The 16,886-nt window shown below is 70.2% G+C and carries 13 protein-coding genes; 10 read left to right on the forward strand and 3 right to left on the reverse strand.

What is annotated here, in order from left to right; genetic code table 11:
• The first annotated feature begins 24 nt into the window (after positions 1 to 24).
• Complete coding sequence (locus O7615_RS33025; RefSeq protein WP_278181708.1) at positions 25 to 1,896, forward strand: nucleoside-diphosphate sugar epimerase/dehydratase; 1,872 nt, start codon at positions 25 to 27, stop codon at positions 1,894 to 1,896.
• A gap of 60 nt (positions 1,897 to 1,956) precedes the next feature.
• Here the strand turns inward: O7615_RS33025 and wecB are convergent, their stop codons facing one another.
• Positions 1,957 to 3,081 carry a UDP-N-acetylglucosamine 2-epimerase (non-hydrolyzing) gene (wecB, locus tag O7615_RS33030; RefSeq protein ID WP_278181709.1) on the reverse strand — a complete coding sequence of 375 codons (1,125 nt, stop codon included), beginning with the start codon at positions 3,079 to 3,081 and terminating at the stop codon, positions 1,957 to 1,959.
• A gap of 228 nt (positions 3,082 to 3,309) precedes the next feature.
• Here wecB and O7615_RS33035 point away from each other — a divergent pair, with 228 nt between their 5' ends.
• From O7615_RS33035 to O7615_RS33045, 3 genes are read left to right on the forward strand one after another with little or no spacing between them, the layout of a single operon-like run.
• Complete coding sequence (locus tag O7615_RS33035; protein ID WP_278181710.1) at positions 3,310 to 4,359, forward strand: polysaccharide biosynthesis protein; 1,050 nt, start codon at positions 3,310 to 3,312, stop codon at positions 4,357 to 4,359.
• Positions 4,356 to 5,666, forward strand: coding sequence for a glycosyltransferase family 4 protein (locus O7615_RS33040; RefSeq protein WP_278181711.1), 1,311 nt, complete (start codon positions 4,356 to 4,358; stop codon positions 5,664 to 5,666). Before O7615_RS33035 ends, O7615_RS33040 begins: the two co-directional genes overlap by 4 nt.
• Positions 5,663 to 6,538 carry an SDR family oxidoreductase gene (locus O7615_RS33045; RefSeq protein ID WP_278181712.1) on the forward strand — a complete coding sequence of 292 codons (876 nt, stop codon included), beginning with the start codon at positions 5,663 to 5,665 and terminating at the stop codon, positions 6,536 to 6,538. The genes O7615_RS33040 and O7615_RS33045 overlap by 4 nt, the downstream gene beginning before the upstream one ends.
• Before the next feature lie 100 nt (positions 6,539 to 6,638).
• Here O7615_RS33045 and O7615_RS33050 read toward each other — a convergent pair whose 3' ends face one another.
• Positions 6,639 to 6,857 (reverse strand): hypothetical protein, encoded by a 219-nt coding sequence (locus O7615_RS33050; RefSeq protein WP_278181713.1) that lies wholly within the window; start codon positions 6,855 to 6,857, stop codon positions 6,639 to 6,641.
• A 343-nt stretch (positions 6,858 to 7,200) separates the two neighbouring features.
• Between O7615_RS33050 and O7615_RS33055 the strand changes: the two genes are divergently transcribed.
• Complete coding sequence (locus O7615_RS33055) at positions 7,201 to 8,043, forward strand: helix-turn-helix transcriptional regulator (protein ID WP_278181714.1); 843 nt, start codon at positions 7,201 to 7,203, stop codon at positions 8,041 to 8,043.
• Between the two features lie 22 nt (positions 8,044 to 8,065).
• Positions 8,066 to 8,257: a DUF397 domain-containing protein gene (locus tag O7615_RS33060; protein WP_278181715.1), complete on the forward strand. Its 192-nt coding sequence runs from the start codon at positions 8,066 to 8,068 to the stop codon at positions 8,255 to 8,257.
• Between the two features lie 52 nt (positions 8,258 to 8,309).
• On the opposite strand, the gene O7615_RS33065 is transcribed toward O7615_RS33060, so the two are convergent.
• Positions 8,310 to 9,824: an O-antigen polymerase gene (locus O7615_RS33065; protein WP_278181716.1), complete on the reverse strand. Its 1,515-nt coding sequence runs from the start codon at positions 9,822 to 9,824 to the stop codon at positions 8,310 to 8,312.
• 263 nt (positions 9,825 to 10,087) lie between these two features.
• On the opposite strand from O7615_RS33065, the gene O7615_RS33070 reads away from it, so the two are divergent.
• The 4 genes from O7615_RS33070 to O7615_RS33085 all read left to right on the forward strand — a co-directional run bounded on the left by O7615_RS33070 (position 10,088) and on the right by O7615_RS33085 (position 16,858).
• Complete coding sequence (locus O7615_RS33070; protein ID WP_278181717.1) at positions 10,088 to 11,221, forward strand: glycosyltransferase; 1,134 nt, start codon at positions 10,088 to 10,090, stop codon at positions 11,219 to 11,221.
• A gap of 47 nt (positions 11,222 to 11,268) precedes the next feature.
• A complete protein-coding gene (locus O7615_RS33075; RefSeq protein ID WP_278181718.1) occupies positions 11,269 to 12,603 on the forward strand; it encodes a hypothetical protein in 1,335 nt (444 codons plus the stop codon).
• 124 nt (positions 12,604 to 12,727) lie between these two features.
• Positions 12,728 to 15,832, forward strand: a complete 3,105-nt coding sequence (locus O7615_RS33080) for a M14 family metallopeptidase (RefSeq protein ID WP_278181719.1) — start codon at positions 12,728 to 12,730, stop codon at positions 15,830 to 15,832.
• Between the two features lie 96 nt (positions 15,833 to 15,928).
• On the forward strand, positions 15,929 to 16,858 hold the full coding sequence (locus O7615_RS33085) for an NAD(+)/NADH kinase (RefSeq protein WP_278181720.1): 930 nt from the start codon (positions 15,929 to 15,931) through the stop codon (positions 16,856 to 16,858).
• Positions 16,859 to 16,886: the final 28 nt, after the last annotated feature.

Genomic DNA, 16,886 nt, shown 5'->3' on the forward strand with positions numbered 1-16,886 from the left:
GTCAACAGGAACAGGGAGCCGCACATGCGGGACACACAGAGCACCCGACACCCGGACCTGAGGCTGCGCCGGGCCAGGGCCCGCTATCGGGCCCTCGCGTTCCTCGCCACCGACACCACGGCCTGGGTCGGCGGGTTCGTCGCTGCCGCGTGGACGCGCTACGAGTTTGCCCTGACCGCCACCCAACTGACCCGCGCGGCCGGCTGCGGTCTGCTCGCCGCCGGACTGCACATCACCGTGGCGGCTGCCCGCCGGGTCCGCTCGGGCCGGCACCCGCTCGGCAGCCTCCAGGAGGTTCGAGGGCTCGCCGGAACCGCGCTCACCGCCGCGGCGGTGATCCTCCTCGGCGTACTCCCGATCGCCGAGCGGCCGGTGCCGGCGAGCACGCCGCTGGTCGGCGGCGCGCTCGCCCTGCTCTTCATGCTGGCGGTGCGGTTCGCCTACCGGCACCGGCGGGACCTCGCCCTGCGCCCCGATGTGCGCTCGTCCACCCCGGTGCTGCTGTTCGGGATGGGCGACGCCGGCCAGGGACTGCTCCGCGCGCTGCTGACCGACCCGCAGAGCCGCTACCGGCCGGTCGGTGCCCTCGACGACGACCCGGACAAGCGCAACCTCTCCGTCGACGGCGTACGGGTGCTCGGCGGGCGCGACGACGTGGCCGAGGCGGTGCGCCGTACCGGGGCCACGACCGTGATCTTCTCGGTCGCCAACGCCGACGCCACCCTCATCCGGCAGATCCGGGAAGCCACCCTGAACGCCAGGGCCGCGTTCAAGGTGCTGCCGCCCGTACGGGACCTGGTCGACCACCGGATCACGGTCACCGACGTACGCGACGTCCAGATCAGCGACCTGCTCGGTCGCCGGCAGGTGGTCGCCGACATGGCGGTGCGGACCAACGGCCTCACCGGCCGGCGGATCCTCGTCACCGGCGCCGGCGGCTCGATCGGCTCGGAGCTGTGCCGCCAGGTGATGAAGGCCGACCCGGGCGAACTGATGATGCTCGACCGCGACGAGTCGGCGCTGCACGCGCTGCAGATGTCGCTCGACGGCCGGGCGATGCTGGACGGCCCCGAGCTGATCCTGGCCGACCTGCGCGACGACGAGAGCATCCGGCGGATCATCCGGGAACGCCGCCCCGAGATCATCTTCCACGCCGCCGCGCTCAAGCACCTCACGCTGCTCGAACGGCACCCGGGCGAGGCGGTCAAGACCAACGTGTGGGGCACCCTGTCGGTGCTGGACGCCTGCCAGGATGTGGCCAAGTTCGTGAACATCTCCACCGACAAGGCCGCCGATCCGATCAGCGTCCTGGGCTACTCCAAGCGGATCACCGAGCGGCTGACCGCGCACGCCGCCTCACGCTTCCCCGGCACCTTCCTGAGCGTCCGCTTCGGCAACGTACTGAGCAGCCGGGGCTCGGTGGTCACCGCCTTCCAGCGGCAGATCGAGACGGGCAACCCGCTCACCGTCACCCACCCGGAGGTCACCCGCTACCTGATGACCGTGCAGGAGGCGGTGCACCTGGTGCTCCAGGCCGCCGAGATCGGCCGCGACGGCGAGGCGCTGGTGCTGGACATGGGCGAGCCGGTACGCATCGCCGACCTGGCCCGGCAGATGGCCGAGCAGGCCGCCAGCGACGTACCGATCGTCTTCACCGGGCTGCGACCCGGCGAGAAGCTGCACGAGGACCTGCTGGGCACCGGCGAGAGCGACGCCCGCCCGCTGCACCCGCTGGTGTCGCACGTCGCCGTGCCTCCGCTGGACCCGCTGGAGGTCAGCGGCCTGGACCCGTTCGACGACCCGGAGAAAGTCATCACCGAGCTGGCCCGCCTCTGCGCCCAGCCGGTCGGTCGGGTCGGCGACACCGTCCTGGGTGGCCTGCCCCTGCCACGTTGACCTACCGGTACGCGAGAGGGCTGGTGAGCGGGGTCGCTCACCAGCCCTTCGCCTCGTGGCTCAGCGGCGGATGCCCGCCCAGTCATGGTGTCGGCGCACCGTCGACAGGATGAAGTTCACCACCAGGCGGGACGTGTCGGTGACCTGGTAGTCGGCCGGGCAGGGCACGCCCGCCACCGCCACCTGGTCGATCGCCACCCGCACCGCCTCGACGACTCCCTCGCGGTCCAGGCCCGTCATGATGATGCCGCCGGCATCGAGCGCCTCCGGACGCTCCATCGACTCGCGCAGGGTCACCGCCGGGAAGCCGAGGATCGCCGCCTCCTCGCTGATGGTGCCACTGTCGGAGAGGACACACCGGGCGCGGGTCTGCAGGCGTACGTAGTCGAAGAACCCGAACGGCTCGTGGAAGGCGATGCCGTCCAGGTCGGTCCCGTCGTCGGTCAGCGACTCCAGCCGCTTGCGGGTGCGCGGGTGGGTGGAGACCAGCACCGGGAGTCCCCACTCGGCGCGGACGGCGCGCAGGCAGTCGAGCAGCCGCCGCAACCGGGCCGGATCGTCCACGTTCTCCTCCCGGTGGGCGCTGACCACGAAGTAGCCACCGGGATCCAGCTCCAGTTGGCGCAGGATGGACGACGCCTCGATCTGCGGCCGGTAGTGATCGAGCACCTCCCGCATCGGCGAACCGGTGTGCAGGATCCGCCGTGGATGCAAACCCTCGGCGAGCAGGTTCCGCCGGGCGTGCTCGCTGTAGACGAGGTTGAAGTCGGCGACGTGGTCGACGAGGCGGCGATTGGTCTCCTCCGGCACGTTGAGGTCGAAGCACCGGTTGCCCGCCTCCATGTGGTAGACCGGCACCCGCATCCGTCGCGCCATCACCGCCGCGATGGCGCTGTTGGTGTCGCCGAGCACGAGCAACGCGTCCGGCCGCAGCTCGCGGATGGCCTCCTCCACGCCGACGAGGACCCCGCCGAGCACCCGCCCCAGCGAGGACGTATCCACCCGGAGAAAGCGATCGGGCTCCCGAATGCGCATCTCGGTGAAGAACACGTCGGACAGGGAACGGTCCCAGTTCTGTCCCGTGTGCACGAGCACATGTTCGACCGTCCGGTCCAACCGATCCGTGATCCGGGACAACCGGATGATCTCCGGCCGCGTCCCCACCACGGTCATGACCCGCGTCATCGCCCCACCCTTCGCACGGCCGGCCCGACAACGCGCCGGCAACGGACCGGTGTTCAACGAGCAGAACCAGTGGACGGTGACGCGGAGAATGCGCGAACAATTGTCACCTTATTGATTCACCGGTCGATTCTGCGTTTGCCACCACCTCATCACTTGTCGAGTTGTAGGGTCCGATTCGACGCGAACCAACAACTCCCCCTGAGAACAGCGGGAAAGACAGGAGGAGATGTGACTTCCTCACTATCCGGCCGCCATTTCCTGATCACCGGCGGCACCGGCTCCTTCGGGCAGACGATGGTTTCCCGACTGCTCGACGCCGGCGCCGCCGAGGTGCGCGTACTCAGTCGGGACGAGTCCAAGCAGGACGCCATGCGGCACCGGCTGCGCGACGACCGGGTGCGCTACTACGTGGGGGACGTCCGGGACTTCGACAGCGTGGTCAAGGCCGCCCGGGGCGTCGAGTTCGTCTTTCACGCGGCGGCCCTCAAGCAGGTGCCGTCCTGCGAGTTCTTCCCGCTGGAGGCGGTACGGACCAACGTGCTCGGCAGCGCCAACGTGGTCGACGCCTGCGAGCGCAACGGCGTCGAGACCCTGGTGCTGCTCAGCACCGACAAGGCCGTCTACCCGGTCAACGCCATGGGCATGACCAAGGCGCTGATGGAGAAGGTCGCCCAGGCGCACGCACGGAACAATCCCTCGGCCCGGACCCGGGTCTGCTGCGTCCGCTACGGCAACGTCATGTACTCCCGGGGCTCGGTCATCCCGCTGTTCATCGAGCAGATCCGCAACGGCGTCGCGCCCACGGTGACCGAACCGACGATGACCCGGTTCCTCATGTCACTGGGCCAGTCGGTGGAACTGGTCGAGCACGCGTTCCGGCACGGCCAGCCCGGCGACATCTTCATCCGTAAGGCCGGCGCCTGCACCATCGGCGATCTCGCCACCGCACTGTGCAACCTGTTCGGCGCGCCGGCCAAGTTCGAGGTCCTCGGCATCCGGCACGGCGAGAAGCTGTACGAGACGCTGGCCAGCCGGGAGGACCTGGCCCGGGCCGAGGACTTCGGTGACTTCCTACGGGTGCCGATCGACAGCCGCGACCTCAACTACGCCCTGTACTTCGACGAGGGCGACACCCGCCAGGAGCACGTCGGGGACTACCACTCGCACAACGCCCGTCGGCTGGACGTACCGGAGATCATGTCACTGCTGCTGACCCTGCCGGAGATCCGCGCGCAGCTCGACGGCATCGAGCAGCCGACCGCGATCCGCGGCGCGTGACCGGGCCAGGCGCGCCGGCCGTCAACCCGGCGGCGACGCGGGTCGCGCTGGTCAGCCAGTTCTTCCCACCGGAGCCGGTACCCATACCGCTGGGCCTCACCCGCTGTCTGCGCCGGCAGGGCTACGTGGTGGACGTGCTGACCGGGGTGCCGAACTACCCGACCGGGATCGTCCACCCGGGCTACCCGCACCGGCGGCGCACGGTCGACGGCGTCGACGGCGTCCGGGTGCTGCGCACCCCGCTGCACCCGAGCCACGACCGCTCCGCCGTCGGTCGCGCCGCCAACTATCTGAGCTGGGCGGCGTCCTCGACCCTGCTGGGGTCACCGCTAATGCGTACCGCCGATGTGGCGCTGGTCTACTCCTCGCCGGCGACCGCGGCCTCCGCCGCGCTGGCGGCCCGGCTGCGCTGGGGAGTCCCGTACGTGCTGATGGTGATGGACCTCTGGCCCGACTCGGTCTTCGCCACCGGGTTTCTCACCCGAGGTATCGCCCACCGGGCCGCGGAAGCGACGCTACGCCGGTTCACCGACCTGACCTACCGCTGGGCCGACCACGTCACCGTCCCCTCCCCCGGCCTGCGCGACATCGTCGTGGCGCGCGGCGTGCCCGCCGAGAAGGTGTCGGTGATCTACAACTGGGCGGACGAGAAGCTCATGCAGCCGACCGAGCCCGATCCTCACCTCCGATCGCGCCTGGGCCTGACCCCCGACGACTTCATGCTGATGTACGGCGGGAACCACGGTCCGGCGCAGGACCTCGGTGTGGCGATCGCGGCCATGGATCGGCTCCGCGACCTGACCGACGTCCATCTGGTACTGGTCGGCGACGGGGTGAGCCGGCCGGCCCTCCGTGCCCGGGCCGAGGGGCTTGGCCTCCGCACGGTCCACTTCGTCGACCCGGTCGCACCGGAGCAGATGGCCGCCGTGATGGCTGCCGCCGACATCCAGCTCGTCTGTCTCGCCGACGAGCCGCTGTTCCAGATCACCATGCCGAGCAAGGTGCAGACCATCCTCGCGTGCGGCCAACCGGTCCTCTCCTGCGCCCCGGGAGACGCGGCCCGGGCGGTACGCGACGCGGGTGCCGGATTCACCTCCCCACCGGGCGATCCGCAGCAACTGGCCGAGACGGTCCGGCTGGCCCACGCCACCCCACGCTCCCGCCTGCGGGCCATGGGACGGGCCGGCCTCGACCACTACCGACTCCTCATGAGCGAGGGGGCCAACGCCCCGGCCCTCGCCGAACTGCTGGCCGACGCCGCCGCGAAGGGCCGCCGGCGACCGCACGGAAAACAGGAGCGACGATGAGCCGACGCGTACTCGTCCTGGGCGCCACCGGGATGCTCGGCCACACCCTCATGCGGGAACTGCTCGACGCCCCCGGCGTCGAGGTGCGCGGCGCCGCGCGCGGCGCGGCCGGCCTGCCGCCCGAGGTGGCCGGACGGGTCACCACCGGCGTGGACATCCTCGACCCGGGACGGGTGGGCCGGCTGCTCGACGAGGTCGGGCCCGACGTGGTGGTCAACTGCGTGGGCGTGATCAAGCAACGACCCGAGGTCCAGGACGCGGTGCACACCGTCACGGTCAACGCACTGTTCCCGCACCAGCTGGCCGAGGAGTGCGGGCGCCGCGACGCCCGCCTCGTACACGTCAGCACCGACTGCGTCTTCTCCGGCGACCGGGGTGGCTACGTGGAGACCGACATCCCCGACCCGCCGGACCTGTACGGCCGGTCGAAGCTGCTCGGTGAGGTCCACCGCGCACCGGCACTGACGCTGCGCACCTCGATCATCGGGCACGAGCTGACCGGCCACCGGTCCCTCGTGGACTGGTTCCTGTCGCAGAACTCCGTCGTGTCGGGCTACACCAAGGCGATCTACAGCGGCGTCACCACGGTCGAGTTCGCCCGGCTGCTGCGGTCGGTCGTCCTGCCCCGCGAGGACCTCGGTGGCCTGTACCACGTGGCGGCGTCCCCGATCTCGAAGTACGAACTGCTGAAACTGGTCGCGGACGCGTACGGCTGGGCCGGGCGGATCGTGCCGCACGACAGCTTCGTCTGCGACCGTTCCATGTCGGCCGAGGCGCTGGCGGGAGCGACCGGCTACCGCCCCCCCGCCTGGCCGGAGATGATCGCCCAGCTTCACGGCGCTGCCACCCGGTGGGGGATCCGGTCGTCATAGGTGGCGTGGGACCGCTCGATCAGCCGCAGGGCGATCGAACGGTGGAACTGTGATCTGGCGGCGCGGGCCAAGCGGAATACGACTCCGACCCTGAAGTCGGTCATCGTAGCCAGCCCATGAACCGGCGGTGCAGCGTGCCGGCGGTGGACCAGCTCAGGTCGTCGCTCGCCGCGACCAGGCACGCGCCCATGTAGAGCGCCAGGGACACGGGGGCCTGGTCGTACTCGGTGCGCAGCTCGATGCGGCGTCGAGCGCAGGGCCAAGGACGGTCGCACCCGGCACAGATCCAGGTGGGCATGACCGGGCCGTGGTTTGTCATGACGCCTCCTGCGGCCAGTGCCCGCGATTGATCGGGACTCGGTGGCGCCGCCGGCAAGGCAGCTCTGCACCGCAGCGGCACACCCTGCGCCACCGCGCCCAGCTCCAGACGGGGCGGTGACGGCGGGCAAGCGTGAGAGCGGTGACTACGACGTAGGTGTCATAGGTCGTCTTCTCCATCGATTCCCCCTGGTTGGTAACCGGGCGATGCCACAGGGCCACGGTGCCACCTGGCATCGCGCTCCGCAATATGCGGACAGCGTTTCAGTCATCGGCGAGTTGCGATTGACCTTCACGGTGGCAAACCAGAGAATGTGGACGTGACCAGACGTAACAGCCCGACCGTGAAGCGTCGCCGGCTCGCGCTTACCTTGCGCAAGCTCCGTGAGCAGACCGGCTTGTCGTCAGCGGAGGCCGCGCGACGGGTGGACCACGACGCCAGTTGGCTGAGCCGGATCGAGATAGCCGAAGTGCGGCCTCATCCCAACGACGTGCGGGCACTGCTCACGCTGTACGGGGTGGCCGGTGAGGAAGCCGAGGCCGTCATCGAGGTGGCGCGGCAGGCGAAACAGCGCGGCTGGTGGCAGCAGTACAGCGACGTCCTCCCAGGCTGGTTCGCCACCTACGTCGGCATGGAGTCCGAGGCGTCGGTGATCCGCTCGTACCAATGCCAGATGATCCCCGGCCTGCTCCAGACGGAGGATTACGCCCGAGCCGCCTTCCGGGGCGCACCTGTGCCGATGCGGGACGAGGAGGTGGAACGCCAGGTAGCGCTCCGCATGGAACGTCAGGCCATCCTCGGCAGTGCCGGCCAACCGACCCTCCGCGTGATCCTCGATGAAGGCGCGGTGCGCCGCGCCGTCGGCGGGCCGGACGTCCTACGTGCCCAGATAACCCGTCTGCTGGAGGAGTCCAGCCGATCTCGCCTACAGATCCAGGTGTTGCCGTTCGGGGCGGGGACCGGGTTCGACGGCAGCTTCGTCATCCTGGACTTCCCGCCGCTGCCCGCCCCGTACCCGGATGCCGTTGAGGACCGCTTGGTCTACGTCGATACTCTGACCGGTGCCCTGTACCTGGAGGCACCGGCCGAGGTTGCCGGGTACGCTGCTGCGTTCGAACAACTCGCCGCCAACGCGCTATCGCCGTCAGAGTCGCGAGATACGCTCCGTAAGCTCGCCGTGGAGTAGGCGATCAAGAGGGGAGCGTTGCGTGGATCTTTCTCGCGCCGAATGGCATAAGAGCACTCGGTCCGGTTCTTCTGGGGACTGCGTCGAGGTCGCCGGCAACCTGCCGGGCGTGGTGGGCGTACGCGACAGCAAGGAACCGCACGGTCCAGTGCTCACCTTCAGCCCGACCGGCTGGTCGGCGTTCGTGAGCGGCGTCAAGAGGCACCGGGGCTGAACGCGCGTCGGGGTCGTCGGCCCGTAGGCCAGCGACCCCGAACCACAGTCGGTCAGCGATTGCTGCGGTGCCGCCCGGCGGAGCGCTGAGGCTGGTCCACCCGCCACCGGTCGCCGCCGCTGCCAGCAACGACTCCGCCAGCCGGGTCTCCCAGCCGGCGGACGACCCAACCCACGGCGAGGACCAGCGCCGCCAGGACGAGCAGGCGGCCACCGGTGCGGGCGACGTAGGTGAAGCTGCCGACCCAGACAAGGTCGAACATGCCGACGGCCGCGAGCACCGACGCGACGTACGCGCTGAGCCGCGCGGGCGTGGTCAGCGGACGCGACGCGGCACGGGCGTACAGCCGGTCGACGGCGCGCACGACGAGCCCGGCGACGGGGATCATCAGTGCCAGGCCCCACAGTCCGAAGTTGTACAGCCACTCGCCCTGCCAGAGCGCCGCCGACGAGTGCTCCGTCCCGGCCAGGTCGGGTCGGAGCAGCGGCACCAGGTCGGCACCGAAGCCGACCGGCTTGTCGGGCCACAGGGCGCGCGGGATCAGGGCGACGGCGGAGTTCAGGAAGGTCTGTCCCCAGGCGGGGGCCAGCAGTCCCGCAGCGTCGAGCCGCACCAGTTCGGCGAACGAGTAGATCGGGCTGACCGCCGAGCCGAAGCCGTCCTGATCGACGGCGGACGAAGGTCCGGTGGCACGCAGCCCGGCCAGGAACAGCAGAACCGGCCCGGCCCCGAGGAACACCAACGATTTCATCACGCGGCGGTGCTCTCCGTCGGCCATGACGACGAGCAGTGCCAGTGCCAGGCTGCCGATGACGATGCGCCCGAACCCGTTGAACAGGTACAGGAAGTAGACGACGAAGGCGAGCCCGGCGAGCGCCCCGCTGAGCGCCCGCCACCGCCCTGCCGGCCCCCGTAGCAGCCCCACCGTCACCAGCAGGACCCCGACGAAGCCGGCCGAGTCGACCAGAGGCAACCGCTGGGGTACCACGAGCGAGATGGTCACCGCGAGTGCGAGCAGGACGCAGCCGTACCGCACTGCCCAGCCCGCCGTCCTACCGTCCGCCCGCGCCGCGTCCGGGACGAGACGGGGTGCCGGCCATCGTCGCCAAAAGATCATCCAGGTGAGGACCTGTCCGAAGTAGCAGGTCGCCGCGACGCTCAGGAACGGCAGGCCGGGGTCGGTCACCGCCGCCTGCCGCACGTGGTAGAGGCAGCCGAAACCGACGAAGACGGCCGAGGCAAGAGCGTAGACGCCGACCGCGGTGATCCGGGGGCCGCCGTGGTGCCAGAACACCCAGGCGCCGAAGGCGATCGAGAGCAGGCTCAGCGCCAGGACTGCGTCCTGTCCCCAACTGTCCGGCGTCCCGAGATCAATGAGGAGGCCGACGGCGCCGAGCCCCAGCCAGCACAGCGCGATCGCCGTATGCCGGGCGCCGGAGAGCCCATGGTCGCTCGCCACCCGCCGGCGGACGCCGGACTGGTTCGGGACCGCGCCACCACCAACGGGTGACGGTCTGCCGTGGTACGCCGCGCGCTCAAGGACCGGTACGCCGGTCGATGCCTTCATAAAGTGACAGCCTATGCGAGAAGGGCGGATCGGAAGCCCGAATCGGACTTACTCCGACTGCATTTTTCGGCGTCACCCGGGCCTCCGCCGCTCGTTATTAACGTGTCATCCGGTTAGCGGGACATGCGGCAGGCAGAGGGATAGATACCGGCGTGAGAGAGACTCGGAAAACCCCCCACACCGAGGTACTGACGCCGGCCCGGCCACCTCGCCAGGCACTCTCGACGGAATCGACATCGGCATCCGATCCACCGCCGTTTCGGGTGCTCCTCACGTGTGAATTCTTCGAGCCCGGTTTCCGGGCCGGCGGGCCGGTGCGCTCCATCGCGCAACTCCTCGATTCCGTCTCCCCGACCGTCGACGTGACCGTGGTGACCCGGGACCGTGATCTCGGCTCATCCGAGCCGTACCCAGGCTTGTCCGGACGGATGGTCTGCCGCCGTCAGGCCCGGGTCTGCTACGTCGACCCACGCCGTCCCAGGCACTGGTGGTTTCTCGCACGACGCCTGGTGCCGCGACGCTTCGATCTTCTCTACGTCAACAGCCTCTGGGCGCCCTCGTCGGTCATCCCGATCCTCGCCGCCTACCTACGCCTCATTCGCGCGAGGCGGATTCTCGTCGCGCCCCGTGGCGAACTGGCACCGAGCGCGCTGGGCGTCAAGGCCGCCAAGAAGCGGCTCTTCCTGAGGCTCTGGCGTCCCGTTCTCCGGCGCCCCGACGTCCTGTGGCACGCTACCAACCCGCAGGAGGCAGAGCACATCCGGCGGACATTCCCCCGGGCATGGGTGGAGACGAGACAGAACGAGGTGTCACTTCCCCTCGAACCGCTGGCGCCGAAGACGACCGGCGGTGCCCTGCGGTTAATCTTCGTCAGCCGGATCAACCCGATCAAGAACCTCGCTGTCGCGCTCGCCGCACTCGCACGGGTCAGACAGCCAGTGGTGTTCGACATCTACGGACCTATCGAGGATCCGGGCTACTGGGCGGCGTGCCAGGATCTCATCCGGCAGGTTCCCGCGACGGTCCGCGTCAGCTACCTGGGCGAACTCGCCCCCGACCAGGTCCGCCCCACCTTCGCGCGGTACGACGCGTTCGTCTTTCCCACTCAGGGTGAGAACTTCGGCCACGTCATCGCGGAAAGTCTCTCCGCGTCCTGCCCGGTCCTCTGCGCCGACCGGACCCCCTGGACCTCAGTGCTCGACGCGGGCGGCGGGATCGTCCTGACCGACCTCCAACCGGCAACCCTGGCCAGCCAGGTCGCACTGCTGGCCGGCCTCACCCCGGCAGACCGGCTCCGCACCCGGCAGGCGGCCGGAGAGGCGTACCGGGCCTGGCGGGCCAGCACGACCGGACCGAACATCCTCGACCGGATCAGGTCGGCCACCACCGGTCGTTGACACCCGACCCGGTCACACCGCAGCCATAGGCACCACGGGGAGGTCACATGGGCAGCCGCCAGGCCCTGGTGCCGACGGAAGAACCGGTCCCGAGGGGCGGGCCGACCGGAGTCCGGTCCAACACCATCGTCGCCTCGGCTGCCAGCCTGTTCAGCGGGTTAGTCAACGCCACCATGCTGGCGTATGCCGCCCGACAGGGGCAGACCGGGGAGATCGCCGCCTATAGCGTCATGACCGCCGCACTCACCTGGGTGGCGCTCCTGGTCATGGGTGGCTCGTCGCTGCTGTACGTCTCGGGCGAAGAACACGAACGCCGTGCCGTACGCAGCCAACGTCTACTGATCGCAATACCGATCATGGTCGTCGCCACCGTCGTGATCACCGGCTTGTACCAGGGGCGAGGGTACGCGAGCACGGCGCTGATCGCCGCTGGCGGGGTCCTGATGTTGAACAGCCTCGCCGAGCTGCGCTACAGCGACTTGGCCCGGCAGATGCGGTTCGTCGCCGCCTCGGCCGCGCTGACCGGCACCCGGGTGCTGGCCCTGGCCCTGCTGATCGGTGGTGTCCCGCTGACCGCCGCCCTCGCCGTGGGAGCCGGGATCTATCTGCTGACCATGGAGGCGCTCGTGTGTCGCCGGGCGGCGACCGGCATCCGGCCGATGTGGTCCGGCCTGTCGCTGCGGGCGGCCGGCACCGCGTTCCGGCTGAACCGCCGGCTCTTCGGTTACAGCATCGCCGACGCCTTCAGCGCCCGCGCCGGCACGATCGCCCTATCCCTGGTCGCCAGCCCGCACGTGGTGGGCTGCTACGGCGCGCTGGTGAGCATCTACCAGGCACTGGTGGCGGTCGTGTTCAGCGGCCTACGGGTGCCGATGGCAATCCGAACGCGACGGCGGCACCGCATCGGCCCGCAGGCCTCCCTCGGCCGCGAGGCCGAGACAATCTCGATGGTGTCGTCCGCGCTGATAGCCGCGGGCATCGTCGCTTTCGCACCCTGGCTCACCACGACCCTCCTGAAACTCGGCATTCCAGAGGCGGCACTGTGGCTGCAACTGCTGGCGCTCGCGCTGCCGTTCGCCACAATCAACCGGGCCTTCATCCTGAACCGCATCGGTGACGGCGCCTACGCCGCCGCAACTTGGACCGCCGCCGCCGTCGCCGGACTCGTCGGTGGCGGACTCATCGTCCAAGCGGCAGTCCTCAGCCCGACGGGAATCGCCGCCGCGGCGGGGACTGCGGAGGTGGTCGTCGCGGTGGTGCTGCTGGCCGGTGCCGCCTGGCGACACCGGCCGTGGAGACCGTCGGGTACGCCAGCGGCGGACCCGACGGCCACGGCGCGAGCAGCACGCGCTTCCCAGGTAGGTTCCGTGCCTTCTCGCTGACCAAATGGTTGATGAGCGTTCATTCGATGTCGGACGCAGTGGGACGTTACGCCGATCGTATTGACACACGTGACAGCCGCCACAAGGCTCGCGGTCAGACAGTCCGTCCGTCGAAGGGGGCAGGATGAGGCGCACACCGCTGGCGATCGCCGGCGTGTTCACTCTGGTCGGCGCGCTCGCGCTGACCACACCGGCGAGCGCACGGCAACCGTCCGACCCGGGCGGCCGTGACGGCCTTGAGGTGTACGTCGGCACGGTCGGCCCGGCCCAGCTGCATCAACTGCGCGAGGCCGGCGTCGACATCGGACACGGCGCGACGCCCGACCAGTCCGGCCGGACGGAGATCGAGACGGTGCTCAGCCGCGGCCAGGCCGATCGGCTGGCCCGCAAGGGCATCGACCTCAGGGTCAAACAGGTACGCGGCAAGGACGCCTCGCAGGTGCTGCGGGAGCAGGCCGCGACGGGCTGGCGGGGATTCCGGTCGTACAGCGAGCCCGGCGGCATCCGCGACGAGATCACCGCGACGGCGGCCCGTCATCCGCGGCTGGCCAAGGTGCAGTCGATCGGTCGTTCGGCGCAGGGCAAGCCGATCCTCGCCGTCAAGGTGACCAAGAACGCCAGGACCACGCCGGACGGCAAACGGCCGGCGGTGCTCTACGCCGGCACCCAGCACGCCCGGGAGTGGATCACGCCGGAGATGACCCGCCGGCTGATGCATCACGTGCTGGACCGCTACGGCTCCGACCGGGAGATCACCCGCCTGCTCGACACCACCGAGCTGTGGTTCGTCCCGGTGCTCAACCCGGACGGCTACGACCACACCTTCACCGAGGGTAACCGGCTGTGGCGCAAGAACCTGCGGGACAACGACGGCGACGGGAAGATCACCGGCGCCGACGGCGTCGACCTGAATCGCAACTTCGGCTACAAGTGGGGCTACGACAACGAGGGTTCCTCGCCGGACTCGACCAGCGAGACCTACCGGGGGCCCGGCCCCAACTCGGAGCCGGAGACCAAGGCACTGGACGCACTGTTCAAACGACTCAGGTTCACCTTCTTCGTCAACTACCACTCGGCGGCGGAACTGCTGCTCTACGGGGTCGGCTGGCAGGTGGCCACGCCCACGCCCGACGACGTCATCTACGAGGCGATGGCCGGTGACGACGCCAACCCGGCGATCCCCGGCTACGACCCGGACATCTCCGCCGAGCTGTACACCACCAACGGCGACACCGACAGCCACGCCACGGTGCGCTACGGCACGCTCGGGTTCACCCCGGAGATGTCCACCTGCCAGGCGGCGGCCGCCTCCGACCCGGACGACCAGTGGCGTCCGGAGGACTGCGTCAGCGTCTTCACCTTCCCGGACGACGAGAGGCTGATCGCCGCCGAGGTGGCCAAGAACATCCCGTTCGCGCTCGCCGTCGCGAAGTCGGCGCACAAGCCGGACGATCCCGTCTCCGTGCTCGGCCATCGCACCCCGGACTTCGTGGTGGACGCCTTCGACGTCTCGTACGGCCGGGACCAGCAGGTCGCCGCGATCACCCGGCGCTCGCTGAAGAACGTCACGCTGAACTACACGATCAACGGGGGCCGGGCGAAGTCCACCGGTGTGCGCGAGTGGCGCGGTGGTGAGCGCTACGGCGACACCCACAACGACTACTACGCCGAACTACGCGGCAAGGTCACCGGCACCCGGCCGGGCGACCGCGTGCAGGTCTGGTTCACCGCCAACAAGCCCGGCAAGGGCAAGGTCACCAGCGAACGCTTCACCTACCGCGTACATCACGACATCGGCGGGGACGTGCTGGTCCTGGCGGTCGAGGACGTCACGGGCCTGAGCCCGGTCCAGGACAGCACCACCGCGAAGTACGCCGACGCCGTGGCCGCCTCGCTGCGGGCCGCCGGGCGCAGCAGCGACGTGTACGACTTCGACGCGATGGGCCGCACCGCACCGCACCATCTGGGCGTGCTCTCGCACTACAAGGCGGTGGTCTGGGAGACCGGCGACGACATCATCCTGCGCGCCGAGGGCCAGGTGCCCGGCACCGTGGCGAAGGCGGCCGTGGATGTCGAACTGTCCGTCCGGGACTACCTCAACGAGGGCGGCAAGCTGCTGCTCAGCGGCAAGTACGCGCTCTACGCCCAGGCCGCCGACGGGCTGTACGGCTACCAGCCGGACGCGCCGCCGGAGTGCACGGACGCCGAGGACCCGACCTGCCTGCCGGTGCTCAACGACTTCCAGCAGTACTGGCTGGGCGCGTACACCTACGTCAGCGACGGCGGGACCTCGTCCGACGGGCAGCCGTACCCGGTCCGGGGTGACTCCGGTGCGTTCGCCGGCTTCGCCGGGACGCTCAACGCCGAGGGCTCGGCGGGCAACCAGGACCACACCGCGTCGTTCCTGACTACGTCGAGCTTCCTGCCGCCGGCACAGTTCCCGCAGTTCACCAGCTCCGCGCCGGTGGGCTGGCAGCGGCCGGGGGGAGCGCCGTTCGACCCCCGTACGGGTGACTGGTACCTGCACAGCGGGCAGTCCGACGATTCGTACAAGCGGCTGACCCGGACGGTGGACCTGACCGGGGCCAGCAGCGGTGAGCTGCGCTTCTTCACCTCGTTCGACATCGAGACGGCCTGGGACTTCATGATCGTCGAGGCACACGAGGTGGGTACCGACGACTGGACCACGCTGCCGGACTCCGGCGGCCTGACCACGCAGGACACCGGGAACAGCTGCACCTCCGGCTGGCGGGAGCTCCACCCGTTCCTCGCGCACTACCAGGGCGAGGACTGCTCCCCGGTCGGCACGACGGGTGTCTGGCACGCGGCCACCGGCACCTCCAACGGCTGGAAGGAGTTCGTGGCCGACCTGACCCCGTACGCGGGCACGCAGGTGGAGGTCTCGATCACGTACGTGACCGACTGGGCCTTCCAGAGCCTCGGGGTGTTCCTGGACGACACGCGGGTGACCGTCGACGGGACCACCGTCGCGGAGACCTCGTTCGAGACGGACCTCGGCGGCTGGACGGTGGCCGGCCCGCCGCCCGGCTCCAGCCCGGCGGCGGCCAACGACTGGTCCCGCACCCAGCAGGCGTTCGAGGAGGGCTCGGTGGTGGTCACCAGCGACACCGTCTACCTGGGCTTCGGGCTCGAAGGGTTGGCCCCGGCCGCCCGGGACGCGCTGGTCGCCCGGTCGTTGACCCACCTGACCGGCCGGCCCCGCCGGTAGCGGCGGTCGAGGGCGCGCCGGCGGCCGGGTAGGCCGTCGGCGCGCCTTGCCGCGTACCGCCGTGGGAACCGCCCGGACTGTGATGAGCTGTGGGGCATGGACCGGATCCGGCTCGGGCTGGTGCTCCACCCCACCCGGGACGTCTCCCCGGTGGTGGACACCATCGCGGCCTGGGCCGCCCGGCACGACGCCGCCCTGGCGGTACGCGCCGAGGACCGGCAGCGGGTGCCCGACCCCGTCCAGGCGATGTCGGAGAAGGATCTCGTCGCCGGCACGGACGTGCTGGTCAGCATCGGCGGAGACGGCACGATGCTGGGCGCGCTGCGGATGGCCGTCGACGATCCGAAGCCGGTGCTCGGCGTGCACCTGGGCAAGCTGGGGTTCCTGGTGGAGGTGGAACCGCCGGAACTGCCGGCGGCACTGGACCGGCTGCTGACCGGGGAGTACATCGTCGAGGCGCACAGCTGCCTGGCCTGCGACGTGTGCGGCGACGACGTGGTCGCGTTCAACGACATCGCGCTGATCCGCCAGCCCGGGCAGGGCTTCGTCACCGCCACCCTGGCGGTCAACGGGCAGCAGTACGGCTACTACCGCTGCGACGCGCTGGTGGTGAGCACCCCCATCGGCTCGACCGCCTACAGTTACGCCGCCGGCGGGCCGCTGATCTCCCCGGCGACGCGGGCGGTGGTGGTGACCCCGAGCGCACCGATGTCCGGCATCTCCCGGTCGGTGGTGGTCTCCCCGGACGAGATGGTGCGGTTGGAGCTGCGTCCCGGATCCGCGCCGGTCGCCGTGGAGGTGGACGGGATGGTCATCCGGGACGGCTCGACGTCGGGCGCGGTGGACATCCGCTACCGCCACGACGCGGGCCTGGTGGTACGCCTCGACCCGCGCCGCTACCAGGAACGCAGTCAGCTCAAGCTGAGCCTGCTCGACCTGCCGCTGCTGCCGGAACAACTGCGCGAACTGCTCCCCGAGAGCCTGCGCCGCCAACTCGGCCGCCGTGAGCTGCCACCCCCGCGCTGACCCTGGCTCGCCCTACCCGAGGCGCCGA

The sequence above is a fragment of the Micromonospora sp. WMMD1082 genome (genome assembly GCF_029626175.1).
In the GTDB taxonomy this organism is placed as follows: Bacteria; Actinomycetota; Actinomycetes; order Mycobacteriales; family Micromonosporaceae; genus Micromonospora.